The organism is Pseudonocardia hispaniensis (assembly GCF_042658695.1).
Taxonomy (GTDB): domain Bacteria; phylum Actinomycetota; class Actinomycetes; order Mycobacteriales; family Pseudonocardiaceae; genus Pseudonocardia; species Pseudonocardia hispaniensis.
Window position 1 is genome coordinate 1 of record NZ_JBHSQW010000034.1, and the last position, 23,936, is coordinate 23,936.

The following is a 23,936-nucleotide window of genomic DNA, read 5'->3' on the forward strand; positions in this document are numbered from 1 at the left end:
GCTGACCCGCCGGCTAGGGGGACCGGCGGGTCAGCGCGCCGACGGTGCGCCCAGGGGAGGGGCCGGGTGGGGCGACCGAGAGGCACGGACGCCCCACCCCTCACCGATCGCGCACGCCCACGCCGCGTGCACCGGCGGTCCGCGCCGCGACGTCGATGCCGTGCCCGACAGCGGGGAGAGGCATGACACGCGAGATCGCGCTGTACACGCTCGAGGGCGTTCCCGATGCGAGGATCACGACGCATCCGTTCAACACCGACGATGGTCTGGGGCTGAGCATGTTGCGGTTCGTCCGTGACCCGGCCGGTGACGTCGTCCTGATCATCCACGGGCTCACGACGTCCAGTGACATGTTCATCATGCCCGAGCACCGGAATCTGGTCCGGTTCCTGCTCGACAACGGCTTCACCGACGTGTGGACCCTCGACTTCCGGATGAGCAATCGGTTCCCCTACAACCGCGCCCGGCACCGGTTCACGATGGACGACATCGCGTTGTTCGACTTCCCGGCCGCGCTGCGAACGCTGCGTGCGGTGGTGGGCGAGCGGCGCGTGCATGTCATCGCCCACTGTCTGGGTTCGGTGTCGTTCATGATGAGCCTGTTCGGCGGTGCGGTCGGCGGCATCGCCAGCGTCATCGCGAACAGCGTGGCGCTCACGCCGCGCGTTCCACCGTGGTCGCAGGTGAAGCTCGCCGTCGCGCCGGATCTCGCGGAGTACGTCCTGGGCCTGCCCTACCTCGACCCGAACTGGCACCAGGAGCCGCGGTTCACCCCGGGCTGGCTGCTCTCCCGCCTCGTCGACCTGGTCCATCCGGAGTGCGACGTTCCGGCCTGCCACATGTTGAGCCTGATGTGGGGCACCGGCTGGCCCGCGCTCTACAGCCACGACAAGCTGCACCCGGTCACCCATGCCCGCGGCGGCGACCTCTACGGGGCCACCGGCGTGCACTACTACCGGCACGTCCGGACCATGGTCCGGGCCGGCCGGGCGGTCAAGTTCGACCGGCGGGACGCGCGCTACGACGCGTTGCCGGATGACTACCTCGCCGGGGCCGCCGAGGTCGGCACGCCGGTCCTGTTCGTCACCGGCGAGAAGAACCGGGTGTTCACCGACTCCAACATCGTGTGCTACGAACGGCTGGAGGCGGTCGCGCCGGGACGCCACGAGCTGGAGGTCATCCCGGGCTACGGCCACCAGGACGTGTTCATGGGCAAGGACGTGCACCAGGACGTGTTCCCGCGGCTGCTCGAGTTCCTCCAGCGACAGGGGGCCTGAGGTGGGCGAACCGGTGCCTCCGGCGAGCGAGGCCACTGCTGCCGGGCTGACCTTCCGGGAGCAGATGACGGGGCCGTTCGCCATGGGCGTCACCGATCCGCACGAGGGGGCCCGGATCGGCCGGCGCACCGGTTGGCGGCTCACCCTGCACGCCACGGTGACGATCGGCGACATGGCCGCGTTCGTCGCTGCGCCGCAGCATCCCGGCACCCTCGCGGGCGAGATCGAGTTCCCCGGGATCGTCGAGCGGCTGCCCTTCCGGGACGGCGTGTTCCAGCTCTTCGCGCCGTCGAAGGATCCGGACCTCACCCTGTTTCGCTACGAGGCGCCGGTCGTGCTGAACGAGCGCCCGCACTACCTGGCCGGGCGCAAGAACGTGCGCGACGACCCCGGATTCGACCTCTGGCCGGACACCACCACCCTCGACGTCCGCCTGCACGACGGTCCGGACGCCGGCGGCGAGGTGGTCGGTGCGGGAATCCTGCGACTCGGCGTCACCGATCTCGTCCGGCTGCTGCTGTCGATGCGGGTCCTGCACCCCGCGTCGCCCGCGCAGGCCGCGGGAGCGCTGGCGGCCTTCGCCGGCCTGTTCGCCCGCAATCTGGTCGAGAGCTACGTCCTGCGGCCCCGGGCCCGGGCGCGCCGGACCGGCTGACCGCGCCGCGGTGGACATCAGGGGCACCCGCCGAGGGAGACGCGCATGAGTGCACAGTCGTCACGTCCGGTCGAGCACGCCGACACGGTCATCGTCGGGTCCGGCTTCGGCGGGTCGGTCGCCGCCCATCGGCTCGCGGCGGCGGGCTGCGAGGTCGTCGTCCTCGAGCGGGGTCGCGCCTATCCACCCGGAACCTTTCCCCGCACCCCGCGGGAGATCGGCCGCGCGTTCTGGGACCCGAGCGAGGGCCTGCACGGGATGTTCGACGTCTGGACGTTCCACGGCTTCGACTCGCTGGTGTCCAGCGGCCTCGGCGGCGGGTCACTGATCTACGCGAACGTGTTGCTGCGCAAGGACGAGCGCTGGTTCGTGCACGAGGACCCGCTGCCGCACGGCGGGTACGAGGACTGGCCGGTCACCCGCGCGGAGCTGGATCCGCACTACGACGCGGTCGAGCGGATGCTCGGCGCCACCCCGTACCCGGTGGAGCACCCGGCCTTCGCCGGCACGCCGAAGACCGAGGCGATGCGGCGGGCCGCGGCCGACCTGGGGCTGGACTGGCAGCTCCCGCCGCTCGCGATCAGCTTTGCCCCCCGGCCGGGCGCCGAGCCAGGGATCGGGCTGCCGATCGCCGAACCGAAGCACGGCAACATCCACGGCCTGCCGCGGCGCACCTGCCGGCTCTGCGGCGAATGCGACATCGGCTGCAACGACGGCGCCAAGAACTCCCTCGACCACACCTACCTGTCGGCCGCGCAGGCCGACGGCGCCGACATCCGGACCCGCTGCGAGGTGCGCACGATCCGCCGGCGCGACGGCGGCGGCTACGAGGTCGGCTACGTCGTGCACGACCCGGCCACCGAGGGCCACCGCACCGCCACCCGCGAGCTGCCCGAACACACGATCACCTGTGATCGGCTGGTGCTGGCCGCAGGGACGTACGGCACCACCTACCTGCTGCTGCGCAACCGCGAGACGCTGCCGGGCCTGAACCTGCGCGCGCTCGGCACCCGGTTCTGCGGCAACGGCGACCTGCTCACGTTCCTGCTGCCGCCCGACGACCACCGGATGGGGACCACGGTCGACGCCAGCCGCGGCCCGGTCATCACCAGCGCGATCCGGATCGGCGACGCGCGCGACGGCGGGGACGCGACCGGGCGCGGCTGCTATGTCGAGGACGGCGGCTATCCCGGCTTCACCGCGTGGCTCATCGACTCGACCGACGTCACCGGCAGGCTCCTGCGGACCGGTGAGTTCCTCGCTCGGTGGCTGCTGGGATGGCTGCTGAGGTGGGAGGACACCAGCCTGAGCCGCGAGGTCTCGCGGCTCGTCGGCGACGGAACCCTCGCGGCGGGGGCGCTCCCGCTGCTGGGCATGGGCCGCGATGTCCCCGATGGGGTGATGGGCTTGCGGGGTGGCCGGCTGGACGTCGAGTGGACGACCGCGACGAGCATCGAGTACTTCGGCCGGCTCCGCGACGTCATGCGCCGCCTCGCCGACCACCTCGGTACCCGGTACGTCGACAACCCGATGTGGTTCTTCCGCCGGGTGGTGACGGTGCACCCGCTCGGCGGTGCGCCGATGAGCCGTCGACCCGACGACGGGGTGTGCGACGGGTACGGCAGGGTGTGGAACCTGCCGGGGCTGTACATCGCCGACGGTTCGGTCATGCCCGGCCCGGTCGGGGCCAACCCGTCGCTGACCATCGCGGCGCTGGCCGACCGGATGTGCACGCGGATGCTCACCGAGCGCGGCGGGGCGACGGCCCGGCCCCCGACGGGGCGGGCGGGTGGGTCACGGTGACCCGGATCGCCGTCGCGATCGTCCACGGCATCGAGATCTCGGACCCGGACTTCGCGGCGACGCCGACGCGGCTGCTGCGCCAGGGCTTCGCCCGCGAGCTCGGCGTACCGGTGGCCGACACCGAGGACATGCTGGTCGTCGAGCCCGTGCACTGGGCGCCGTACCTGGAGAGGCGCCAGCGCGAGCTGTTCGCGAAGATCTACCCCGCGCAGACCGGGCCGTCCTTCGTCGACGAACTGAGCCGGCTCATCAAGATGATCAACGCAGGCGGGGTGGCCGCGCTCGTGCCGTTCGTCGCCTCGCTCCTGAACCCCTTCCGGTGCGGCCTGCGCTCGCTTCGCTATCCGGCGGCGCGCTGGATGGTCGTTCACTTCGTGGGCGACGTCATCGCCTACGACCGCACCGCGGGCGCGACCAACTACACCGCCATCCACGAGACCTTCGCCCGGGGCCTCGCCGCGCTGGCCGACCGGGCGGGCGAGGACGCCCCGCTCTGCGTCATCGCCCATTCCTTCGGCAGCGTGCTGGCCAGCGACTACGTCTATGACCGGCAGCAGTCCGACCAGGGGCGGGCGCTCGTCGCCCCGGCCGTGGCCGCCGCCGCGGGTCCCTCCCCGCTCGCCCGCGGGGAGACGCTCGGGTGGTTCTACACGATGGGCAGCCCGCTGGCGCTGTGGAGCCTGCGCTATCCGGCCGCGGAGCTCGACCGGCCCATCGCCTTCCCCGGATCGGGTCTGGCCGACCGGTACCCGGGGTTGCCGGGCGAGTGGGTCAACTTCTACGACGCGGACGACGTCATCGCCTACCCGATGCGTGGCCTCAGCCCGGCCTATGCGCGCGTCGTCACCGAGGATCGCGCCGTCTCGGTGCACGGCTGGAACCCGATCTTCGCCACGCCCTTGGCCCACCCGTACTACTGGTCGGATCGGGCGGTCATGCAGCGGATCGCGCGCTCGCTCGCGGCCGCGTGGACGCTGATGGATCGCTGACCGGAACGGTCGTTCGCGTCCGAGGTGGAACCGTCAACCGGCGCCTCACCCGATGTCGGCCTGTTCGACGACGGCGCACAGGAGTTCGGAGCCGATCGGCGAGCGGGTAGCGCTCGGCACTCCGGCGTCCGTCACCAGGTACCGGTGCGCCGCGCGCACGTCGAGCGCCAGCCCCGCCCCGGTCGGCGTGCCGGGCCGGCGGATCCACCGTCCGCCGATCAGCCTGCGCCCGGCCACGGTCGTCCGTACCCCGTCATCGGGCGGGTCTCCGCGCGGCCGAAGAGCGCGACCAGCCCGGCGAGCACGACGGCGGGCACCACCAGCCACAGCGGCCGTTGGGCCCACCACGCCGCGGTGGGCTCGGGGTGGACCGCGAGCCCGATCGCCTGGACGAGGGCGAGCGTCACCAGCAGCGCCGTCATCTGCCACAGAAACACGGTCATGGCCACCGCGTTGACCGCGGCCACCGCCGTCCACGCCCGTTGCCGTCGCATCCAGGCCGACAGCAGCGGGCGCAGCAGCAGGATCACACCGAGCTGGAACACCGCCAGCGCCGCGACTCCCGCCGTGGTGGGGTACATGTGGCTGAGCCCGGCGCCCTCGGTGGCGACCATCGAGGCCGGGTAGACCTCGAGCGCGGCCACGACGATCAGGCCGACGAGGCCGGCTGCGGCGAGCGCGCAGCGCCGGGGCACGGGGTCGAGCATCCCGTCCCGCCACAGGTAGCCGAGCTGGTGCACGAACACCCACACCAGGACGGTGTTGACCCCGCCGAAGACCTCCAGTCCGGCGCCGAAACGCGCCAGGTCGACGGCGACCACGGCCGCGCCGAGCAGCGCCACGACGGGACCGGCCGCGCGCCGATGGGCCGCGGCGGTCAGCGGCACCAGCAGCACCACCCCCAGGTAGACGGCCAGGAACCACAGCGGCGTGACGACGATCGGGCCGTAGGCCGACACGCCCGGATGGTCCGGCACCGCGCTCGATGCCACCGCCTCGATCACCGCCCAGACCCCGAGGAACACCGCCCAGACCCCGAGGAACACCGCGGCCGGGCGGAGCAGCCGGACCAGCCGCCGACGCAGGAACGGCCATGTGCGGCGCTCGGCGCGATCCCAGGCCGTGAGGTTGGCGAAGCCGCCGATCAGGAAGAACACCGGCATGACCTGGAGCAGCCAGGTGGCCAGCCAGGCCAGCGGAATGTCGGCGATCGGGTTCGCCATGACGTACTGGCCGTCCTGGTGGCGGATGACCGACAGTGCCCAGTGCCAGACGACGACCACGCCGATGCAGAACGCCCGCAGCAGGTCGACGGTGCGGTCATGCGAGGCGGGGGTCGCCGCGATGCGACGGTGCAGAGCCCGGCGCACCGCGGGCAGCGTCGGCACCGGCTGATCTCGTGGCCGGGGGCGGGTCATCAGAACAGCACGATCACGGCCCAGACGGATCCGGCGACCGCTGCGCCGTAGCACAGCAGGTTGATCGGCACGCTCAGGCGCCTGAGCCGCAGGCCGTCAGAGAGGGTGTACCGGAACCGGTGGGCCCAGTGCAGCAGCGACAGCACACACAACCCGAGCAGCACGACCGTGGCGAGCGGATGGCTCAGCACGGCGAGCAGGTGCGCGTGCGTGGGCACCAACTGCCCCAGCGGGAACAGGACACCGACCAACAGCAGCAGCACCGGGACGAGCAGGGCGGACACCACCCCACCCGCGCTGAACAGCAGCCAGGCCACCGCCTCCGCGGACGACCGCTTCGCCATCACCACCCGCCCAACACGACCCGAGCCACGACCCCGGACACCACCAGCCACGCGGCGAAATGGCCCGCCGCGACCATCCGGGAGGGCAGCCGCCGCCCCCGCAGCCGGACCACCAGGGCCTTCGGGGCCAGGTTGAACCAGGTGATCGCGTGCAGGAGGACGAAGGCCAGCGCCACGACGTTGAGCACCAGCATCCCCGGTCGTCCGCTCGATGCGAGGAACCGCTGGTAGGCGTCGCTGCCCTGGTGGACAGCGGTGACCAGCAACAGCAGATACACCACGAACCAGGCGACGAACAGGCAGGACAGCTCGCGCAGCACGAACATCAGGTAGGTCCGGCGGTGCGCCCACCAGAACACCGACGTCCGCGGCCGGTACGGTCCGGCCGGGACCCGCTGCGCCGGGGACTCGGGTGCGCGCTCGCTCATCGCGCACCCCACGGCATCAGGACCGACCACAGCGTCCGGGTCGCCGCGGTGAGCTTGTAGCGCTGGATGGCGCCGGCCGGGTCCACGCCCTTGGGACAGGCGGTGGTGCACTCGCCGACGTACGTGCAGGCCCACACCCCGGCCGCGGTGGCAAGCAGGTCCAGCCGCTGGTGGGCGCCCTGGTCGCGGGAGTCGAGGTTGTAGCGCTGGGCGAGCGCGATCGCCGCCGGACCGAGGAAGTCCGGTTCGAGCCCGTACACCGGGCAGGCCGCATAGCAGAGCAGGCAGTTGATGCACATGCTGTACTGCGTGTACTCGGCCAGTTCGGCGGGCGTCTGCCGGAACTCGCCGTCCTCGACGCCCGGTTCGTCCTCCCGCACCAGCCACGGCTTGACCGTGGGCAGCTTGCGCAGGAAGTCGTCGATCTGGACGACGAGGTCGCGCACGACCGGGAAGTTCGCCAGCGGCTCGACCCGAACGGGGCCCGGCGCGTAGTCGGCGAGGAAGGTGCCACAGGTCAGTGCCGGGTCGCCGTTGACGGTCATGCCGCAGCTACCGCAGATGCCCATCCGGCACGACCAGCGGAACGACAACGTTCCGTCGAGCCGGTCCTTGATGTAGTTCAGCCCGTCGAGGACCGCCCACTCCTCGCGCAGTGGGACCTCGTACTCCTGGACCCTCGGCGAGGCATCGGTGCCGGGCCGGTAGCGGGCGACCTCCAGCGTGATCGTGTCGGGCATGCGCTCATCTCCCGTAGATCCGTTCGCCGGGTGGCCAGCGGGTGAGGGTCACCGGCAGGTAGTCGACACGCGGGAGGCCGCTCGAGTCGCGAACGACCAGCGAATGCGCCAAGAACCGGGCATCGTCGCGGTCCGGGAAGTCCGTGCGCTGGTGCGCGCCCCGCGACTCCTCGCGGCGCAGCGCGCAGGCCACGATGGTCTCGGCCACGTCCAGCATGAAGCCCAGCTCCAGGGCCGCGACCAGTTCGGTGTTGAAGGTCCGGCAGGTGTCCTCGATGGTGGCCTTGCCGAACCGTTCCCGAAGCTGCTGGAGCTTGTCGGCGCCCGCGACCAACGACTCGGAGTCGCGGTAGATACCGGCGCAGTCCTGGATGGTGTGCTGCATCTCGGTGCGGATGTCGGCGATCCGCTCCCGGCCGTCGCGGCGGGCCAGCAGGTCCCGCTCGAGGCGCCGCCGCTCGTCGGCGACCTGCGTCTCGATCGCCCGGCCCGGTCGGGTCGCGGCCGCGGAGGCGAACTCGGCGGCCGCGAGCCCGGCCCGGCGCCCGAACACCAGCAGCTCCGGCAGCGAGTTGGAGCCCAGCCGGTTCGCCCCGTTGATGCTCACGCAGGCGACCTCGCCCGCCGCATACAGGCCGGGGATGCCGGTGGCGCCGTCGAGGTCGGTGTGGACGCCACCCATCATGTAGTGCTGCACCGGCCGTACCGGGATCAGCTCGTGCACCGGGTCGATGCGCTCGTACCGCAGGCACAGCTCGCGCACGAACGGCAGCTTGCTGTCGATCACGGCCGTCCCGAGGTGGCGCAGGTCGAGATGCACCACCGGTCCGTACCGGGTGTCCACGGTGCGGCCCTTGCGCTGCTCGTGGACGAACGCCTGGGACAGCCGGTCGCGGGGGCCGAGCTCCATGCTGCGCAGCACCGGAGTGGGGCAGGGGGTGCCGAGGTCGTAGTCCTGCAGGTAGCGGTAGCCGTCCTTGTTGAGCAGCCAGCCGCCCTCCGCCCGGGCCGCCTCGGTGATCAGGATGCCGGTGAACGGCAGGCCGGTCGGGTGGTACTGGACGAACTCCATGTCCTTGAGCGGGGCGCCCGCGAGATAGGCCAGCGCCATCCCGTCGCCGGTCTTGATGTTGCCGTTGGTGGTGAACGGGTACACCCGCCCGCATCCGCCGGTGCACAGCACGACGGCCCGGCCGGTGACGGCCTCGATCCGGCCGGTGGCCAGCTCGATGCCGACCACGCCGTGCACCCGGTTCTCGTCGACCAGCAGCCGGGTCACGTACCACTCGTCGTAGCGGGTGAGCTGCTCGTACCGCAGCGAGGTCTGGAACAGCGTGTGCAGCAGGTGAAATCCGGTCTTGTCGGCGGCGAACCAGGTGCGCATCTTCTGCATGCCACCGAACGCGCGGACCGCGATCTCGCCGTCGGACCTGCGGCTCCACGGGCAGCCCCAGTGTTCCACCGTCCGCAGCTCGCGCGGTGCCTCGGCGACGAACGCCTCGACCGCGTCCTGGTCGGCCAGCCAGTCACTGCCCGAGATGGTGTCGTAGGCGTGCTCGTCCTGGGTGTCACCGGTCGCGATGACCGCCGCGGCGCCACCCTCCGCCGAGGCCGTGTGGCTGCGCATCGGGTAGACCTTGGACACGATCGCCACGTTCAGGCGCGGATGGGTCTGCGCGATGGCGATGGCGGCCCGCAGCCCGGCACCGCCACCGCCCACCACCACGACGTCGTGGTCCGCCATGCCGGAGCGTCCCCGCTCATTCGGCGTGTTCGGCGGACAGCTGGTTCACCAGGACTCTGCCGTCGTGCCGGGTGACCCGGGTGCGGCAGCTGCCGTCGTGGAACTGGTGCGAGATCTCCCGGCAGCCGCAGTCGTAGCGGACGTCGTCGCACACCATGCCGGAGCCGTCATCCTCGTGATAGCGGCTGCCGCTCACTCGCCGTCCGCACGGGGCGCTTTCCCCGGTGAATCCGGTGCTCGTACCGACCACGGTCCACCTCCTCACAGCGGGGCCGATCGGCTCCAGGCGCGGCGCGGGGTCGTGGTGGAGGGAACGGCCACGAGTGACGCGTTCGCTGCACATGGCACAGCCTGCGGGCGGCCGAGTCAAGCACGAATTGGGTGGGATCCCGAGTTTGGTCCCGTAGCCCGGGCGCGAGGTCCCGGTGGGGCTGTGAGCTGCGGTGGCGCTCCGCGGCTGCGGTGTCGCGCAGCAAGGACGGTGGCCGAACTCCGCCCCGCTCTCCGCGGGCGGGCACGGGCACATCCTCGAACCGTACCCATGCTGTGACCTCTGCCACAGAAAGTTCGACGCATTAAATCCGCCGCTATGGTCCACTACGAAAGACGGACGTTCAGATACGGCGCTCCTTATCTGACTGGAACACGCGTATCGACCGACCGAGCCCCACTATGTGGATACCCCCTGACCGAAGCTTCTCCGGAGGTTCGATGGAACGAGCGTGAACGTGTCTGAAATATGAGTTCGAGCTATCGCCGTCACATGCTCTGTGCTGGAGGAAAAGAGATTGTCCAAAGCATCCATCATTCCGTTTGCTCTGCACGGAAAGGGGACAGGTGTCCTCTCGACGGTTTCTGTCGAAGGATCCGAACACACTGCGACCATGGAGGGGCACCCCGCGTTCGGGGGCACAGAGTCCTACCTGAGCCCGCTCGACATGGTCCTGGCGTCGCTCGTGGCCTGCACCCAGGTGACCGGCAGGATCGTGGCAACCGGCATGAAGGGTGCGGAGCTGGGTGAGTGGGAGGTCGACCTCACCTCGCACCTCAGCAACGCGGTCCTCGTATTCGGCGAGGAGGGTTCGCCGAACTTCAACGACGTCGAGCTCAACGTCGCGGTGGAGACGAACATGTCCGAACAGGAGTTCGCTCACTTCACGAGTGAGCTGGAGCGACGTTGCCCCATGGCAGCCCTGTTTCGTGAATCTGGCGTCGAGTTCAAATTGAGCTGGTCGAACCGGCCACTGATGAGGACCTGACCGTCACGTACCTGAGAGTCGAGGGCTCACCGGTTCCGGCTAGGGACCGGTGAGCAGGCGGGTGAGGAGCTCCAGCTGGGCGTCCGCCTCGTCGGGGCGGAGCCGGACGGTGTAGGGCGGCAGCGGCGGGAAGTACAGGGCGGTGATCGTGCCGGCAAGGGGCCGCAGCTGCGCGGTCCGTCCCTGCGGGGACTCCGTGAGGCGGATCTCGGCGAGCTCGGCGCGCGCGATCAGCGGCCGGAGGGCGGGGTCCGAGCCGAGCGCGTCCGCCCACCGTCGGGCCGTGTCGCCCCTCGTTCGCGGGACGAATCGGCCGGGGCGCCCGAAGCGATAGCCGAGTGGGGCGATCGGCCGTCGTATTTCCTCGTTCGTTCCGGTCCACAGGGTGTCGATGAGGGCGCCGAAGATTCGGAAACAGGTCGCGAAGCCCACCTCGATCGCGATGTGCTGACCGATCCGGCCTCGGGCGTATCGGTGTTGCGGTTCGACGAGAGGATCCAGCCCGGCCCGGCGCATGGCCTCGACGGCGACCTCGAGAATCGTCTGGCGGCGGCCCGCGTAGAGCAGCGAAACGCGATGCCGCAGCGACAACGGTGCCAGCGGCCCCGGCGGGTGCTCGGATGGGCGGCCCCTCGCGTCGCCGCGCGCGGTCACTCCGGCCCGCCCCCGTCGGAGGCCGAAGCCGGGTGCGGCGTCTTTCGCGCGAGCGCGTAGGAGATCAGCGCGGCGAGCAGGGAACCGGCGAAAATGTAGAGGGACATGATGCCGTAGGTGGCGTGCAGTCCCTGGAAGGCGAAATAGAGCGCGAATCCCGTGCCCGCAGCGCCGATGATCGGCACCACGAGAGGGAGCCGGAACGGCCGGGCGACGGTGGGGTTGGTGAAGCGGGAGATGATGACCAGCAGGTGCCAGAAAATGTAAATGATCACCCAGGCATAGGTGCCCGCGAAGATGAGGGCGACCACGTCATGGAAGAAGATCGCGACGACGCAGTACAGCGCCGCGGTGACGAGGATGGCAACCCATGGCGTGCGGAAGCGGGGGTGCAGGTAGGCGAATGCCCGCGACAGCGGACCGAAGAGGTAACCGTCGCGGGCGACGCCGTAGAGAATCCGGGGCATCGCGGCGAGCACGATCACCATGGACGTGTACGTGGCGGCCGCGGTGGCCAATGCCATCAGGCCGCGTCCCCACCCGCCGAACATGGCGTCACCCACCACCAGTTGCGGGCAGCTGCCGTCGCAGCCGGCCGGCCCCAGCGCGGTGGTGGCCCATTGTCCGAGGGGTTGCGTGCCGCCCACGCCGGTGCCCATGAACGCGGAGGTGGCGAGGATGGCGAGCAGCCCGAGGATGATCCCGACCGGCAGGTTGCGCCGGGGGTTGCGGGTCTCCTCGGCCAACGGCGCGACGAACTCGATGCCGACGAAGCTCCAGTAGGCCAGGGCCAGGGCAGCCAGGATGGCGGACCATTCGAAGACGCCGATCTCGCCGGCCCAGTTGCTCGCCGACCACGATCCGGTGTTGGAGAACCCGGCCCAACCGGCGAGGCCGAACAGCCACCGGATGGCGAGCATGCCGACGAGGACGATCGCCTCGATGATCGCCATCGTCCGCACGTGCGCGAGATTGGGCAGCACGGCCAGCACCGTCATCGCGACGATCCACGGGGTGAGGCTGCCGGTGGCGTTGAACAGCGCCTGGAGCCCGAAGGAGCCCGCCGAGATCTCCAGCGCGCCCACGAGGCCGAACATGCCGTAGAACGCGAAGGCCAGGAAGATGCCGGTGATCGCCGAGGCTCCCCGCCAGGGGATCGCACGCGCGCCGTACTCGTAGAGCGCGCCGGCCCGCGGATAGGTGGTGGACAGCTCCGCGCAGGACAGGCCGAGGAACAGATTGATCAGAAAAGCGATCAACAGGGCGATGAGAAAGGCCAGACCGATGGTGAAATAGCCGACGAAATCGCTGACCAGGGTGCTGGCCGCGACGACGAGGCCGACCCCCGCCACAAAGACCGACCACGTTCCCAGCGTCTTTTCGAGCCTGGGCTGTTCCGTGCCGACAGCGTGGTTGTCCATCGGGGGCCTCCCCGATCAGTCAATGGTCAGCGGCAGTGTCCCATCAGCGGCAGTGCCCATTCATCGGGCGCGGCGCGTCCAGCGCGGGATTGCGGTCGAAGAACCCGGTCGGCTGCAGCGAGAACCCGGCGTACTGCGCGGGCATCACCGGCCAGTCCTCCAGCCGCGCGACGTGGTGGGAGCCGAAGGTGTACCAGACCACGAGGTCGGTGTCGGCCACCGGCCGGTCCGCCGCGGTCCAGCGGAGCAGCCCCTCGCCGCCCTGATGCTGGTTCGGGTACTCGCCCGCGGCATGCCGCTCCCGCTCCGCATAGGGCGTCACCCACAGATGGTGGGCCATGAAGCCGGCCCGCCGCAGCACACTCGCCTCGGGCCGCACCAGCGGCACGACGTTGTCGCGCGGCTTGAGCGCGTATCCCGTCGGCTCACCGACGGCGTTGCGCTCGTGCGGGTTGACGATCTTCCAGTACCGAGCCCGGTCCAGGCTCATCCGCCGCTGCGCGGCCAGCTCGGTGTCCAGCAGCGTCTCCCGGGTGCGGAAGGCGTTGCCCAGCGGGTTCTCCGGACCGGCCGGGTCGGTCTCGGTGTCGATCTCGTAGATCGAGTTGGCCACGCCGTCGACGTCGAAGTCCAGCCGCATGTTGAACACGTGCTGGTGAATCGGGGCGTAGAGGCCGTCGGCGTTGAGGAGTTGGCCGTGCGTCGGCCTGGTGCCCGGTGGCACGGCGCCGGTGGACATGATTCCGGTCAGCTTGACCTCGAACTGGATCGTCCCGTCCTGGTAGAGGTACCAGAAGAAGCCGTACTCGTAGTTGCCCACCGTCGCGATGAACGAGATCACCAGTCGCCGCGACCGGCGGACCTCGGTCTTGTCGGTGCGGAAGTCGGTGTGCTTCCACAGCAGGCCGTAGTCCTCCTCGTGCAGGCACACCGCGTTCGGGATCGTCACCGGGTCACCGTTGCCGTCGGCGACGACGCCATCGAAGTAGTAGATCTCGCCGAGGCAGTCGCAGCCGAACTCGAGCGGGTTCGCGAGCGTGCCGATGTTGTACTCCCCGGCGTCGAAGGCGTTCTTGCGCCGGTGGGTGGGTGCCGGGTCGCCGTAGGGCACGACCATCTCCGACAGCGACGCGCGGTGCAGCACGGACCGCTCGCGGTCGCCGTCGGTGTAGCGGACCGTGTGCAGCACCAGGCCCTCGCGCGGGGTGAACCCGACCCGCAGGCGCCACTTCTGCCAGCGCACCTCGTGCCCGTCGACGGTGAACGACGTTCCCTCGGGCTGGGTGATCGAGATCGGCCTCAGGTCGGTGCGCGGTGCCGGGACGTCCGCCGCGTCCGGCGCGTAGTTGCCCGGCTGCCGCGGGACGGCGATGACGCCGTGGTCCTCGATCTTCACCACACGTTTGGCGTTCGTGTCGACATAGACGATGAGGTTCTCGACGGGGTGGGCGTACCCGTTGTCGTCCGGGCCGTCCAACTTGATCCAGACCAGGGCGCGCAGCAGGCGCCCGGCCTCCTCGTCGCCGTAGTGCCCGGCCGACCACGGATCGACCATCACCCCGTCGAACTCGGTGATGCCGCGACGGCGCAGCGCGTCCTGGACCTCGGCGTCGGACTTGACGATCGTCTCGCACTCGAAGAACTCCTCGAGCAGCACCTGCGGCTGCACGCCGGGCACGTGCTCCCAGCGGGTCACCACGCCGTCCGACAGCGACACGACGGCCTCGTAGGTGTGCCCGCCGGACTTGTCGAGCACGATCGCGGCCGCCTCCCGGGCGGTGACGGTGCCGTCGTGGTCGAAGGCGAGCACCGCGGCCTTCGGCGGCTCATGCAGGACGACGGAGACGAACCGGGACGCGTCGCCGAGATGCCCGGCTTCGCGCAGCAGGCCGACCGCGCGAGTGATCTCCTCGGCGGACAGCGGCTCCAGGGGATGAACGGTGGAGGCCCGAGCTGGGCGCTGTTGCGTCGTGGTCACGCTGCCTACAATGTCATTGAGAGGAAAATCACACCAGGGTTTCGGTTCGGGCCGGTAGTCGATCCCCACGCGCGTCAACGCGACGCTCAGCGGCCATGCACCGGCTCGCCCCACCTCGTGTTCTCGCGCAGCTGCCGCTTGAGAATCTTTCCGCCCGGGTTGCGCGGCAGCAGTTCGGTACGGACGGCGAAGAACTGCGGGACCTTGAAGTCGGCGAGGCGTTCACGCAGGTAGGCGACCACGCGGTCGGCGTCGAACTCGTTGCCGGGCAACGGCACGACCACGGCGCCGACCTTCTCGCCCAGCACCTCGTCGGGAACCGGGACCACCGCCGCGTCCGCCACCCCCGGGGCGCCGGCCAGCGCGTTCTCCACCTCGACGCAGTACACGTTCTCCCCGCCGCGGTTGATCATGTCCTTGACCCGGTCGACGATGTACACGAGGCCCTGGGCGTCGATCCGGGCCAGATCGCCGCTGCGCAGCCAGCCCTCGACGAAGGTCTCCCGGGTGGCGTCGGGCTTGTTCCAGTAGCCGGCGACCACATTCGGGCCGCGGATGAGCAGCTCGCCGACCTCGCTCGCCGGGTCCACCGGGTCCAGCGAGAGGTCCACGACGGGCGCGGCGAAACCGACCGACTCGACGTGCTCGGCCGCCCACTCGTGCGGCAGGAAGGTCGCGATCGAGGAGGTCTCGGTGAGCCCGAAGCCGTTGCCGACCCGCGCGTTCGGGAACCGGTCCTGGATCCGCCGCACCAGCGACGGGGCGATCGGGGAGCCGCCGTAGGCGACCCGGGTCACCGCGCTGACGTCGAACTCGGCGACGTTCGGCTGGGCGACCGCGAGCGCGTAGATCGCGGGCGCGCTGGTCAGCAGGTTGATCCGCTCGTCGACGACGGCGCGCAGGAAGGCCTGGACCTCGAAGGTCGGCAGCACGACCGTCGTGCCGCCGATCGCGAGCTGCACGAGCAGCTGGCTGTTGCACCCGGTGACGTGGAACAGCGGCACCGAGACGAGATTTCGCAGCGTCGGACCCTCGGTGCGATCGAGGCCGATCACCCGCACCGCTGTCTCCACATTGGACAAGAAGTTCTCGTGGCTGGTCATCGCCCCCTTGGGGAAGCCGGTGGTGCCGCTGGTGTAGAAGATGGCGGCGAGGTCGGACGGGGCGAGGTCCTCCTGCGCCCGTGGCGGGCCGTCGGGCAGCGGCTCGCCGGGCCGCAGCACGAACGTGGCGCCGGAGTCGGTGAGCACATAGTCGATCTCAGGCTGCGCGAACCGGGTGTTCACCGGTACCGCGACCGCACCGGCCAGCTGCGTGCCGAGCAAGCCCAGCACCCAGTCCACCCCGGCGGGCAGCAGGCTGGCCACCCGGTCACCGCGGCGGACACCGGCCGCGGTCAGCCCGCCGGCCACGCGGGCCGCGCGGTCCCAGAGCTGCCGGTAGCTCAACCGTTCCCCGCCGATCTCGACCAGCGCCTCGACGTCCGGGAACCGCTCGACCGAACTTCGCACCATCGTGACGAGAGAGCTCGGCAGGTCGGTGGTGTAGTGCGCGATCCCGCGGGCGTCGCGCTCGATCCCCGAGGTGTCGAACGGGGCGGCCCCGCGGGGGTAGGGCTCGATCGGCATGGGGATCAACCCTCCTTCGGGGTGAAGTAGCGGCGCGGGTTGCCCACGAGCATCGTGGTGAGCTGCGTGTCGGTGACGCCCCGTTCCCGCAGCGCGGGCAGCACGTCCGTGCTGATGTGCAGGTAGTGCCAGTTGGGTGCGGTCTGCGCCAGCGCCTGCTGGGCCGTCTCGCCGGAGAAGAAGTCCATGTAGCAGGCGGCGTCGTGAGAAAGCACGATGCGGTCGGCGTAGCCCTGCTCGCACAGCGTCGCGATCGTCGCGACCCGGTCCGCCGTCGGATTGAACAGGTCGAGACCGAACCGGTCGCAGCCGATCGTCGCGCCCTGATCCATGATCCACTTGAGATAGCCGAGGTCGTTGGTGTCCCCGGAGTGTCCGATGACGACCTTGGTGAGGTCGACGCCCTCCTTCGCGTAGAACTCCATGGCGAGCCGACCGGTCTGGTGCGCCGCGTTGGTGTGCACGGTGATCGGCGCCCCGGTCTCGTGGTGTGCCGCGCAGACCGCCCGCTGCACCCGGGTCTGATCGGGGGTCAGCCCGCGCTCCTCGACCACACATTTGAGAAACGCCGCCTTCACCCCGGTGTCGGCGATGCCCTCGCGGATGTCGCGCACGAACAACTCGGTCATCAGCTCCGGCCCGCCGAGCAGCGTGCCGGGCCCCCGGTAGTGGAAGTAATGCGGAATCTCGTCGAAGGTGTAGAGGCCCGTGGCCACCACGATGTTGATGTCGACCTCCGCGTTGATCCGCGCCACGCGGGGGAGGTAGCGGCCGAGGCCGACCACCGTGGGGTCGACGATCGTGGTGACCCCGGCCTGCGCGAGCGCGCGCAGCTTGCCGATCGCGTCGGCGACGCGTTCCTCCTCGTCCCACCACGGGGCGCCGTAGTTCTGCAGGACGTCGGGCGTGAGCACGAAGACGTGCTCGTGCATGAGCGTCACGCCCAGCTCGTCGACCCCGATCGGTCCACGTACCGTCTCGACCGTCGCCATTGACGCCTCCTCCCGGAAACAGCACGCAGCTCGATCGTGGTGCTGATCACACGAAACGGTCAATAGGGGGCGGACGGCCGCGGGGTTCAGCGGAGCGGGTCGAACGGGCCCAGCTCCGCGGGGGGATGGCCTGTGGTGATCCGCTCGGCGAGGAGCTGTCCGGTGACCGGCCCCAGGGTGATGCCCCACATGCCGTGGCCGCCCGCGACGAAGACCCGCGGCGACCGGGTGGTGCCGATGAGCGGCAGACCGTCCGGGGTGCAGGGGCGCGAGCCGACCCATTCGTCGGTACGGGTGTCGAGATCGGCGCCGCGCAACAGCGGACGCGCCGCGTCGGCGATCGCACGGATCCGCCGCGGGTCAAGGGGCGCCCCGGGGGAGCGGAACTCCATCATCCCGGCGACCCGCAGCCGGTCGCCGAGCGGCGTGCAGGCGACGCGCTGCGCCGGGAGGTAGACCGGTCCGGCGGGCACGTGCTCGATCGGAATGCTGAAGCTGTACCCGCGGCCTGCCTGCACCGGGATGCGGACGCCGAACGGCCGGGCAAGGTCGCCCAGCCAGGCGCCGGTGGCGATCACCACCGCGTCGGCCGCTTCGGTTCCGCCGCCGGCCAGGTCGATCTCGACGCCGCCGGAGCCGGCGCGGATCGCGACGGTCTCGGCGCCGTCGCGGATCGTCCCGCCGCGCCGCCGCACGCTCTCGGCCAGCTGCAGCACGTAGCGGCCCGGGTCGAGGAAGCGCTGGCCGTTCAGCCGGATGGCGGCCCGGACGTGATCCGAGAGCGACGGCTCGACCTCGCGGGCCTCGGCACCGCTGAGCACGTCGAACTCGATGCGCTGGCCCGCGGCGTTGATGTGCTCGAGCTCCTCGAGCAGCACCGCGCGTTCGGCCTCGGCGCGGTAGGCGGCGAGGAAGGACTTGGCCTCGACGGTCTCGGCGCTGACGCCGCCGGCAGCCAGCGCGTCGAACGCGGTCAGCGCGCGGCGGTTGAGCGGGACCAGCGCGGCCATCGACGTCTTCCAGTGGGCCGTCGTGCTGTGCCGGGCGAAGCCGGCCAGGAACCGCAGCAGCCGCGGATCCGCGCGCGGCGGTACGTAGACCGGGGAGGCGGGGCTGAGCAGGGCGCGCAGCCCGTACCGAAACACCGCTGGTTCGGGCAGCGGCGTGGCCAGGCCGGGAGTGAGCCAGCCCGCGTTGCCCCAGGACGAGCCGGCGGCGACCCCGGTGCGGTCGAGCACGGTGACCGCCACACCGCGGTCCTGCAGGAACCAGGCGGTTGCGAGGCCGATCATGCCCGCGCCGATCACGGCGACGCGGTCGGGGACAGCTGCGGCGGGGACCATCAGGGGTTCCTTCGACGACAGGCGGATGGATCCGATACTGCGCCTGGGTACCCGGCCTGTCTGCGTGCGATTGCGACAATCTGGACGCGGCAGGCTGTGTGACAGGCACAATCAGCGGACAGAACTCCGCCATCGGTATCCCCCGGGAGGAGCCCGTGATCACCATCCAGGCGCTGGTCGACGCGGTGGGCGGGGCGCTGCTTCGGCTGGTGGCGGACGGCGAGGGCGGTGCGGTCGAGGACATCACGCTGGCCGAGCCGGAGGCGGGGATCGTCGGGGTGCCCGGCGATCTGGTGCTCGGCGTCGGGATCGGCGACGCGGGCCCGGCCCTGGACCTGCTGGAGCGGGCGGAGCAGGCCGGGGCCGGGGGAGTGGTGCTGCGGGCCGGGCCGGCCCGCGACCCCCGGGTGGTCGCGACCGCGCAACGGCTGGGAATGGCACTGGTCGAACTGCAGACGCACGCGTCATGGAGTCATGTGGTGTGGCTGCTGCGCGGAGTCCTCGACCGGGCCGCGGCACCGGGTGCGCCGCTGCTCGGGGACGCCGGGGTGCACGGCGAGCTGTTCGCGCTCGCCGACGCCGCCGCCGCGATCGTGGACGCGCCGGTGACCATCGAGGACGCCCAGTCCCGGGTGCTCGCCTACTCCGCCCGCCAGGAGCACACCGATCCGGCCCGGGTGTCCACGATCGTCGGGCGCCGGGTACCCGAGCCGGTCCAGGCCCATTTCCGGGCCCGCGGGGTGTTCCGCAAGATGGCCCGCTCCAGCGAGCCGTTCTACGTCCCCGAAGGCCCGGACGGGACGCTGCCGCGGATGGTCGTGCCGGTCCGGGCCGGCGGGGAGTGGCTGGGTTCGATCTGGGCGGTGGTCACCGGTCCGGTCCCGCAGGCGCGTATGCACGAGCTGACCCGGGCCGCGTCGGTGCTCGCGCTGCACCTGCTGCGCCTGCGCGCACAGGCCGAGATGGCCCGGCGGGCCACCACCGAGCAGATCCGGGCTCTGCTGCGCGGCGCCGCACCGGGCACCGACACCGGGCCGTGGCTACCGGGGGGCCCGTGGCGGGTGGCCGCCCTCGGCGCCCCGGAGGCCACCGCGGACGTGGGCCGGAGCCTGGACCTGTGGGAGTCGATCGCCCGCCGGTTCGGGTGGCAGCAGCCGTTGCTCGCCGATCTCGACGGCGTCGTGTTCGCCCTGGTGACGGTGTCCGGGCGGGCAAGCACGGCAGGCTCGCTGGCCTGGCTGCGCGGACTGATCGACGCGGTGCATCGGCACGATCCCGCGCTGCGGGCCGCCCTCGGCGGCCCGGTCACCGACCGCGGCGAGCTGCCTCGTTCGCGCGCCGAGGCCGCCGAGCTGGCCGTCGTGGCGGGCACCGACGAGTTCCCCGAACCCGTCCTCGGGATCGAGGACGCCTGGTATGCCGTCGTCACCGCCCGGGCGAGCACCGCGGTGCGGGCGCAGGACGGTCTGCTCGGCGGTCCCCTGCCCGCACTGCTCGCACACGACCGCGCGCACGGCACGACCTACGTCGAGACCCTGGCCGCCTGGCTCGACCACGCCGGCGAGCCCAAGACCACCGCCGCCGCCCTGCACATCCACGTCAACACCCTGCGCTACCGCATGCGCCGGGCCGCCGAGGTGACCCCGCTCGACCTGCCCTCGCCCGGGGTCCGGCTCGCCCTGCAACTCCAGCTCGCGGCGCTGGGTTTCCGAACGGAACGATGAGGATGTGATATTGACCACGGCTGTGACCGTCGGCCACGATACCTCGACCGGTGCGGTGAGAGGAGACCAGGACCGATGGTCGGCCAGGTTCACCCCTCGCACCGGGCGCGGGTCCGCGATCCGGGCGTCGTGCTGTGGGCGGTCGCGGCGGCGTGCTGGGCCGCGCTGTTGGTGTCGCTCGTGTCCGGCGTGGGCGCGCATGACCATGGCCTGGGCGGCCCGGGCGCGCCGGCGCCGGCCGCGGTGCCGGTGTTCGTGGGTTCGTGGGTGCTGATGGTCGGGGCGATGATGCTGCCCACCACGGTCCCGATGGTGCGGCTGTTCACCGTGGTCAGTGCCCGCCAGCCGCGGCCGGCGGCGGCCAGGGCGGCGTTCCTGGCCGGCTACCTGGCGCTGTGGACGCTCTTCGGGCTGGTCGCGTTGGCTGCGGCCACCGGCCTGCAGGTCGCGGCGGCGTCGTGGTCGTGGCTCGACGTCGGTCCGCGCTGGGTGCTGGCCGGGGTGCTGGCCGTCGCGGGCGCCTTCCAGTTCAGCGGGCTCAAGGGGCGCTGCCTGACCCAGTGCCGCGACCCCAGGGCGTTCCTCTACCAGCACTACCGCCGGGGCGTTCGCGGCGGCTGGGAGGTGGGACTGCGCCACGGCTGGTCCTGTCTGGGCTGCTGCTGGGCGCTGATGCTGGTCATGTTCGGCGCCGGGGTGGCCGATCTGCTGGTCATGGTCGGGCTGACGGCGGTGATGGTGGCGGAGAAGAACACCCGGTGGGGGCGCTGGATGGCCGCGCCCGTGGGGGTGCTCCTGCTGTTCGCGGCCGCGGCGGTGGCGCTCGGGATCGTGCCCGCGGGCGCCGGGCATGCCTAGCACGTGCGATGCACCGATCAGGAGGAACCGGCATGGGATATCAGCTGAAGGGCCGGATGGCCGAGATCTGCAGTTGCAAGTCGCTCTGCCCGTGCTCCGTGGGTGAGGACCCGGACAGTGGCTACTGCGGCTTCAACTGGGTGTTCCACTTCGACGAGGGACAGATCAACGGGGTCGAGGTGGCCGGTCTGAACATGGGGCTGCTCGGCAACCACCGGGGCAACGTCTTCGACGGCCGGGTGCGGGTCGCCGTGATCATCGACGAGCGCGCCGACGATACCCAGCAGGCCGCCCTCGTCGAGGCCTTCACCGGCAAGGCGGGCGGGCCGCTGGCGGACCTGGTCGGCCTGGTCCAGGAGATCGTGGGGGTGACCCGCGCGCGGATCGAGTTCGACGTGGACAAGGGCACCGGATCCTTTGCCGTGCAGGACATGTTCGAGTGCCAGGTGCAGGGCTTCACGGCGCCGGACGGGACCTCGACCACGCTGAACCACACCATGATCGGTGCTGTGCTGGGGTCGACCGCCTACCCGGGCAAGGTGATCCGGCACGCGGTGACCGACACGGAGTACGGCCTGCAGTTCAAGGGTCGCCAGGCCACCCAGACCGAGTTCCGCTACGAGGTCGCCTGAGCGGCCGGGGTCCTGGCCGGCCGCGGAGGAACCATCGGTCCCTGGCGTACCATTGACACCGAGTCATCGTCCGTATCCCCTTCCGGGGATCCACCGTCGGCCGGGGTGCGGGTGAACGAGGAGAGCAGCGTCATGAGCACATCTGATGCGCTGCCGCCGCCGTCACGGCGCCCGGGACCGTTTCGTTGGCTGTGGTACGCCGTCGGGGGCCGGCTTCCGGCGCGATACCGGGAATGGGTGCTGTACGACCTGACCTGCCGCACCTGGCCGATTCGCCATCTGGCGCGGCTGCTGACGCAGCTGGTGCCGGTGGCCGCCGTCCTGATCGTGCTGCTCCCGGGCCCGTTGTGGGTCCGGGTGATGGCCATCGTGGGCGGCTCGCTGATCGGGCTCATGTACTCCTACGTCTTCCTCTACGAGGCGACCGAACGCAGGGCGACCAAGGCCGGCTACCCGCACGGCACCGCGCAGCACGTCCGTGAGGAGCGCCGCGCGGGCCGTGCGCTCGGTCAGGCCCTCGAGGAGTTCGAGCGCCGCAACCGGGTCCGGCATCCCCGAGGGTGAGCGGCTAGAGGCCCATCTCGTCGAGCAGCGGTGGCCAGTGGTCGCGCCACGGTGCCGCGGTCTCGAACGCGGCCGAGGCGCGCAGCACGAGCGCGTCGTCGAGCCGGCGACCGACGAGCTGGAGCCCGACGGGCAGGCCCTCGGAGGTGAATCCGGCCGGGACGGTCGCGGCGGGATGGCCGGTCATGTTGTGCGGCAGCGTGAACGACAGCCAGTAGAACGGGTCGACGGAGCGGCCGTCGATCACGGTGGGGCCCTGGATCCCGTGCTCGAAGGGGGGCACGGCCAGGGTCGGGGTCAGCAGCAGGTCGAAGCGGCGGAAGAAGCGCCACGCGGCGTTGTAGATCGCCTTACGCCCCATCACGGCGCCGGTCAGCTGCTCGGCGGTCCACTCGGTGCGCAGGACCTCGGCGAGATGCGGGGTCATGCGATCACCGAGCGCGCCGGCGAGGCGGCGCAGCCCGGCCAGGTCGCTCTCGTTGACGACGACACCCCAGAAGGCCTCGTACGGATCGGCCCAGCCGGGGTCGGCCCGCTCCACGATGCAGCCCAGGTCGCGTTCGAACACCTCGGCGGCACGGTCCACGACCTCGCGCACCTGCGGGTCGACGGCGGCATAACCGAGGTCGGGACTGTAGGCCACGCGCAGGCCGCGCAGGTCGCCGTCCACGGCGCGCCGCCAGTCCACGTCGTCGGACCGGATGCTGAGCCGGTCGCGGTCGTCGTAGCCTGCGATGACCGACAGCACGAGCGCCGCGTCGGCGACGGTGCGGGTCAAGGGGCCGATGTGCTCGAGCGACTCCCAGCTCGAGACCCCCGGATGGCGCTCGTCCTTGGTGCCCGGGTACAGCGGCACCCGGCCCATCGTCGGCTTGATCCCGTAGAGGCCGCAGAAGCTGGCCGGGATGCGGATCGACCCACCGCCGTCGCTGCCGAGGGAGAACGGACCGATCCCGGTGGCCACGGCTGCGCCGCTCCCCGCGGAGGAGCCGCCGGAGGTGCGGTCGAGGTTCCACGGGTTGCGGGTCGGCTCCGCGAGGGGAGTCTGCCCGGTGCCGGAGTAGCCGAACTCGGGGACCTGGGTCTTGCCGATGACGATCGCGCCCGCCGCCTGGATCCGTTCCACCACGACGTCGTCCTCGTCGGGGACGAAGTCGGCATAGGCCGCAGATCCGGAGGCGGTGCGGATTCCCTTGGTGCAGATCAGGTCCTTCACCCCGGTCGGCACACCGCCGAGCGGTCCGAGGTCGTGACCGGCGACGATGTCCGCCTCGAGGCGTTTGGCCCGCTGCTTGGCCTCCTCGGGAACGACGGTGGTGAAGGCGTTCAGGACCGGGTCGAGCTGCTGCATCCGGTCGAGCACCGCATCCACGACCTCGACCGGCGAGAGCTCCCGTGCCGCGATCCGTCCGGCGAGGGTGACGGTGTCCATTCGGCCGATCTCGGCAATTGTGGCCATCTGACCTCCCCGTGCCAGTGGGCCGG

General features: G+C 71.1%; 23 protein-coding genes. 9 read left to right on the forward strand and 14 right to left on the reverse strand.

Translation table 11 applies throughout. From position 1 onward, the window contains the following. Positions 1 to 182 precede the first annotated feature (182 nt). Genes ACFQE5_RS15980 through ACFQE5_RS15995 form a run of 4 tightly spaced genes read left to right on the forward strand, consistent with a single transcriptional unit; the run spans position 183 to position 4,724 of the window. Entirely contained in the window at positions 183 to 1,277 is a 1,095-nt protein-coding gene (locus tag ACFQE5_RS15980) for an alpha/beta fold hydrolase (RefSeq protein ID WP_379585934.1), read from the forward strand. Between the two features lie 13 nt (positions 1,278 to 1,290). Next, positions 1,291 to 1,932 carry a hypothetical protein gene (locus tag ACFQE5_RS15985; RefSeq protein ID WP_379585936.1) on the forward strand — a complete coding sequence of 214 codons (642 nt, stop codon included), beginning with the start codon at positions 1,291 to 1,293 and terminating at the stop codon, positions 1,930 to 1,932. Positions 1,933 to 1,977: 45 nt separating this feature from the next. After that, the gene (locus ACFQE5_RS15990) at positions 1,978 to 3,735 is read left to right on the forward strand and encodes a GMC oxidoreductase (protein ID WP_379585938.1); all 1,758 of its coding nucleotides are present in this window, start codon (positions 1,978 to 1,980) and stop codon (positions 3,733 to 3,735) included. Further along, positions 3,732 to 4,724 carry a hypothetical protein gene (locus ACFQE5_RS15995; RefSeq protein ID WP_379585940.1) on the forward strand — a complete coding sequence of 331 codons (993 nt, stop codon included), beginning with the start codon at positions 3,732 to 3,734 and terminating at the stop codon, positions 4,722 to 4,724. The genes ACFQE5_RS15990 and ACFQE5_RS15995 overlap by 4 nt, the downstream gene beginning before the upstream one ends. Before the next feature lie 45 nt (positions 4,725 to 4,769). On the opposite strand, the gene ACFQE5_RS16000 is transcribed toward ACFQE5_RS15995, so the two are convergent. Genes ACFQE5_RS16000 through ACFQE5_RS16030 form a run of 7 tightly spaced genes read right to left on the reverse strand, consistent with a single transcriptional unit; the run spans position 4,770 to position 9,594 of the window. Further along, positions 4,770 to 4,961, reverse strand: a complete 192-nt coding sequence (locus tag ACFQE5_RS16000; protein WP_379585942.1) for a hypothetical protein — start codon at positions 4,959 to 4,961, stop codon at positions 4,770 to 4,772. Further along, positions 4,943 to 6,112, reverse strand: a complete 1,170-nt coding sequence (locus ACFQE5_RS16005) for an acyltransferase family protein (RefSeq protein ID WP_379585943.1) — start codon at positions 6,110 to 6,112, stop codon at positions 4,943 to 4,945. The genes ACFQE5_RS16000 and ACFQE5_RS16005 overlap by 19 nt, the downstream gene beginning before the upstream one ends. 29 nt (positions 6,113 to 6,141) lie before the next feature. Then, positions 6,142 to 6,486, reverse strand: coding sequence for a fumarate reductase subunit FrdD (frdD, locus tag ACFQE5_RS16010; RefSeq protein ID WP_379585945.1), 345 nt, complete (start codon positions 6,484 to 6,486; stop codon positions 6,142 to 6,144). Beyond that, positions 6,486 to 6,914, reverse strand: a complete 429-nt coding sequence (locus ACFQE5_RS16015) for a hypothetical protein (RefSeq protein WP_379585947.1) — start codon at positions 6,912 to 6,914, stop codon at positions 6,486 to 6,488. The genes frdD and ACFQE5_RS16015 overlap by 1 nt, the downstream gene beginning before the upstream one ends. Beyond that, positions 6,911 to 7,654 (reverse strand): succinate dehydrogenase/fumarate reductase iron-sulfur subunit, encoded by a 744-nt coding sequence (locus ACFQE5_RS16020; protein ID WP_379585949.1) that lies wholly within the window; start codon positions 7,652 to 7,654, stop codon positions 6,911 to 6,913. The genes ACFQE5_RS16015 and ACFQE5_RS16020 overlap by 4 nt, the downstream gene beginning before the upstream one ends. 4 nt (positions 7,655 to 7,658) lie before the next feature. Then, positions 7,659 to 9,398, reverse strand: coding sequence for a fumarate reductase (quinol) flavoprotein subunit (gene frdA / locus ACFQE5_RS16025; protein ID WP_379585951.1), 1,740 nt, complete (start codon positions 9,396 to 9,398; stop codon positions 7,659 to 7,661). Between the two features lie 16 nt (positions 9,399 to 9,414). Beyond that, positions 9,415 to 9,594: a hypothetical protein gene (locus tag ACFQE5_RS16030; protein ID WP_379585952.1), complete on the reverse strand. Its 180-nt coding sequence runs from the start codon at positions 9,592 to 9,594 to the stop codon at positions 9,415 to 9,417. A gap of 688 nt (positions 9,595 to 10,282) precedes the next feature. Between ACFQE5_RS16030 and ACFQE5_RS16035 the strand changes: the two genes are divergently transcribed. Next, the gene (locus tag ACFQE5_RS16035) at positions 10,283 to 10,657 is read left to right on the forward strand and encodes an OsmC family protein (RefSeq protein ID WP_379585954.1); all 375 of its coding nucleotides are present in this window, start codon (positions 10,283 to 10,285) and stop codon (positions 10,655 to 10,657) included. Positions 10,658 to 10,696: 39 nt separating this feature from the next. On the opposite strand, the gene ACFQE5_RS16040 is transcribed toward ACFQE5_RS16035, so the two are convergent. The 6 genes from ACFQE5_RS16040 to ACFQE5_RS16065 all read right to left on the reverse strand — a co-directional run bounded on the left by ACFQE5_RS16040 (position 10,697) and on the right by ACFQE5_RS16065 (position 18,673). After that, entirely contained in the window at positions 10,697 to 11,248 is a 552-nt protein-coding gene (locus ACFQE5_RS16040) for a hypothetical protein (RefSeq protein ID WP_379585956.1), read from the reverse strand. Between the two features lie 59 nt (positions 11,249 to 11,307). Then, on the reverse strand, positions 11,308 to 12,732 hold the full coding sequence (locus ACFQE5_RS16045) for an APC family permease (RefSeq protein ID WP_379585957.1): 1,425 nt from the start codon (positions 12,730 to 12,732) through the stop codon (positions 11,308 to 11,310). Positions 12,733 to 12,775: 43 nt separating this feature from the next. Then, entirely contained in the window at positions 12,776 to 14,710 is a 1,935-nt protein-coding gene (locus tag ACFQE5_RS16050; RefSeq protein ID WP_379585959.1) for a primary-amine oxidase, read from the reverse strand. An 86-nt stretch (positions 14,711 to 14,796) separates the two neighbouring features. Continuing rightward, positions 14,797 to 16,338 carry a class I adenylate-forming enzyme family protein gene (locus ACFQE5_RS16055; RefSeq protein WP_379585962.1) on the reverse strand — a complete coding sequence of 514 codons (1,542 nt, stop codon included), beginning with the start codon at positions 16,336 to 16,338 and terminating at the stop codon, positions 14,797 to 14,799. Positions 16,339 to 16,343: 5 nt separating this feature from the next. After that, a complete protein-coding gene (locus ACFQE5_RS16060; RefSeq protein ID WP_379585963.1) occupies positions 16,344 to 17,330 on the reverse strand; it encodes a phosphotriesterase family protein in 987 nt (328 codons plus the stop codon). Positions 17,331 to 17,416: 86 nt separating this feature from the next. Then, positions 17,417 to 18,673 (reverse strand): NAD(P)/FAD-dependent oxidoreductase, encoded by a 1,257-nt coding sequence (locus tag ACFQE5_RS16065; protein WP_379585965.1) that lies wholly within the window; start codon positions 18,671 to 18,673, stop codon positions 17,417 to 17,419. A 155-nt stretch (positions 18,674 to 18,828) separates the two neighbouring features. Here ACFQE5_RS16065 and ACFQE5_RS16070 point away from each other — a divergent pair, with 155 nt between their 5' ends. From ACFQE5_RS16070 to ACFQE5_RS16085, 4 genes are all read left to right on the forward strand, one after another. Next, a complete protein-coding gene (locus tag ACFQE5_RS16070; protein WP_379585966.1) occupies positions 18,829 to 20,397 on the forward strand; it encodes a helix-turn-helix domain-containing protein in 1,569 nt (522 codons plus the stop codon). A gap of 75 nt (positions 20,398 to 20,472) precedes the next feature. Next, on the forward strand, positions 20,473 to 21,255 hold the full coding sequence (locus ACFQE5_RS16075; RefSeq protein WP_379585968.1) for a DUF2182 domain-containing protein: 783 nt from the start codon (positions 20,473 to 20,475) through the stop codon (positions 21,253 to 21,255). Between the two features lie 32 nt (positions 21,256 to 21,287). Next, positions 21,288 to 21,887: a DUF1326 domain-containing protein gene (locus tag ACFQE5_RS16080; RefSeq protein ID WP_379585969.1), complete on the forward strand. Its 600-nt coding sequence runs from the start codon at positions 21,288 to 21,290 to the stop codon at positions 21,885 to 21,887. Between the two features lie 132 nt (positions 21,888 to 22,019). After that, entirely contained in the window at positions 22,020 to 22,451 is a 432-nt protein-coding gene (locus ACFQE5_RS16085; protein ID WP_379585971.1) for a DUF5313 family protein, read from the forward strand. 4 nt (positions 22,452 to 22,455) lie between these two features. Here the strand turns inward: ACFQE5_RS16085 and ACFQE5_RS16090 are convergent, their stop codons facing one another. Then, positions 22,456 to 23,910 carry an amidase gene (locus ACFQE5_RS16090; protein ID WP_379585973.1) on the reverse strand — a complete coding sequence of 485 codons (1,455 nt, stop codon included), beginning with the start codon at positions 23,908 to 23,910 and terminating at the stop codon, positions 22,456 to 22,458. Between the last annotated feature and the right edge of the window lie 26 nt (positions 23,911 to 23,936).

Bases quoted from the DNA above. Each gene is read 5' to 3' on its own strand.
- ACFQE5_RS16075 (WP_379585968.1), top strand. From the start codon at position 20,473: ATGGTCGGCCAGGTTCACCCCTCGCACCGGGCGCGGGTCCGCGATCCG.
- ACFQE5_RS16020 (WP_379585949.1), bottom strand. From the start codon at position 7,654: ATGCCCGACACGATCACGCTGGAGGTCGCCCGCTACCGGCCCGGCACC.
- ACFQE5_RS16080 (WP_379585969.1), top strand. From the start codon at position 21,288: ATGGGATATCAGCTGAAGGGCCGGATGGCCGAGATCTGCAGTTGCAAG.
- frdD (WP_379585945.1), bottom strand. From the start codon at position 6,486: ATGGCGAAGCGGTCGTCCGCGGAGGCGGTGGCCTGGCTGCTGTTCAGC.
- frdA (WP_379585951.1), bottom strand. From the start codon at position 9,398: ATGGCGGACCACGACGTCGTGGTGGTGGGCGGTGGCGGTGCCGGGCTG.
- ACFQE5_RS15990 (WP_379585938.1), top strand. From the start codon at position 1,978: ATGAGTGCACAGTCGTCACGTCCGGTCGAGCACGCCGACACGGTCATC.
- ACFQE5_RS16090 (WP_379585973.1), bottom strand. From the start codon at position 23,910: ATGGCCACAATTGCCGAGATCGGCCGAATGGACACCGTCACCCTCGCC.
- ACFQE5_RS16065 (WP_379585965.1), bottom strand. From the start codon at position 18,673: ATGGTCCCCGCCGCAGCTGTCCCCGACCGCGTCGCCGTGATCGGCGCG.
- ACFQE5_RS16015 (WP_379585947.1), bottom strand. From the start codon at position 6,914: ATGAGCGAGCGCGCACCCGAGTCCCCGGCGCAGCGGGTCCCGGCCGGA.
- ACFQE5_RS16060 (WP_379585963.1), bottom strand. From the start codon at position 17,330: ATGGCGACGGTCGAGACGGTACGTGGACCGATCGGGGTCGACGAGCTG.
- ACFQE5_RS16085 (WP_379585971.1), top strand. From the start codon at position 22,020: ATGAGCACATCTGATGCGCTGCCGCCGCCGTCACGGCGCCCGGGACCG.
- ACFQE5_RS16035 (WP_379585954.1), top strand. From the start codon at position 10,283: ATGGAGGGGCACCCCGCGTTCGGGGGCACAGAGTCCTACCTGAGCCCG.
- ACFQE5_RS16055 (WP_379585962.1), bottom strand. From the start codon at position 16,338: ATGCCGATCGAGCCCTACCCCCGCGGGGCCGCCCCGTTCGACACCTCG.
- ACFQE5_RS16045 (WP_379585957.1), bottom strand. From the start codon at position 12,732: ATGGACAACCACGCTGTCGGCACGGAACAGCCCAGGCTCGAAAAGACG.
- ACFQE5_RS15980 (WP_379585934.1), top strand. From the start codon at position 183: ATGACACGCGAGATCGCGCTGTACACGCTCGAGGGCGTTCCCGATGCG.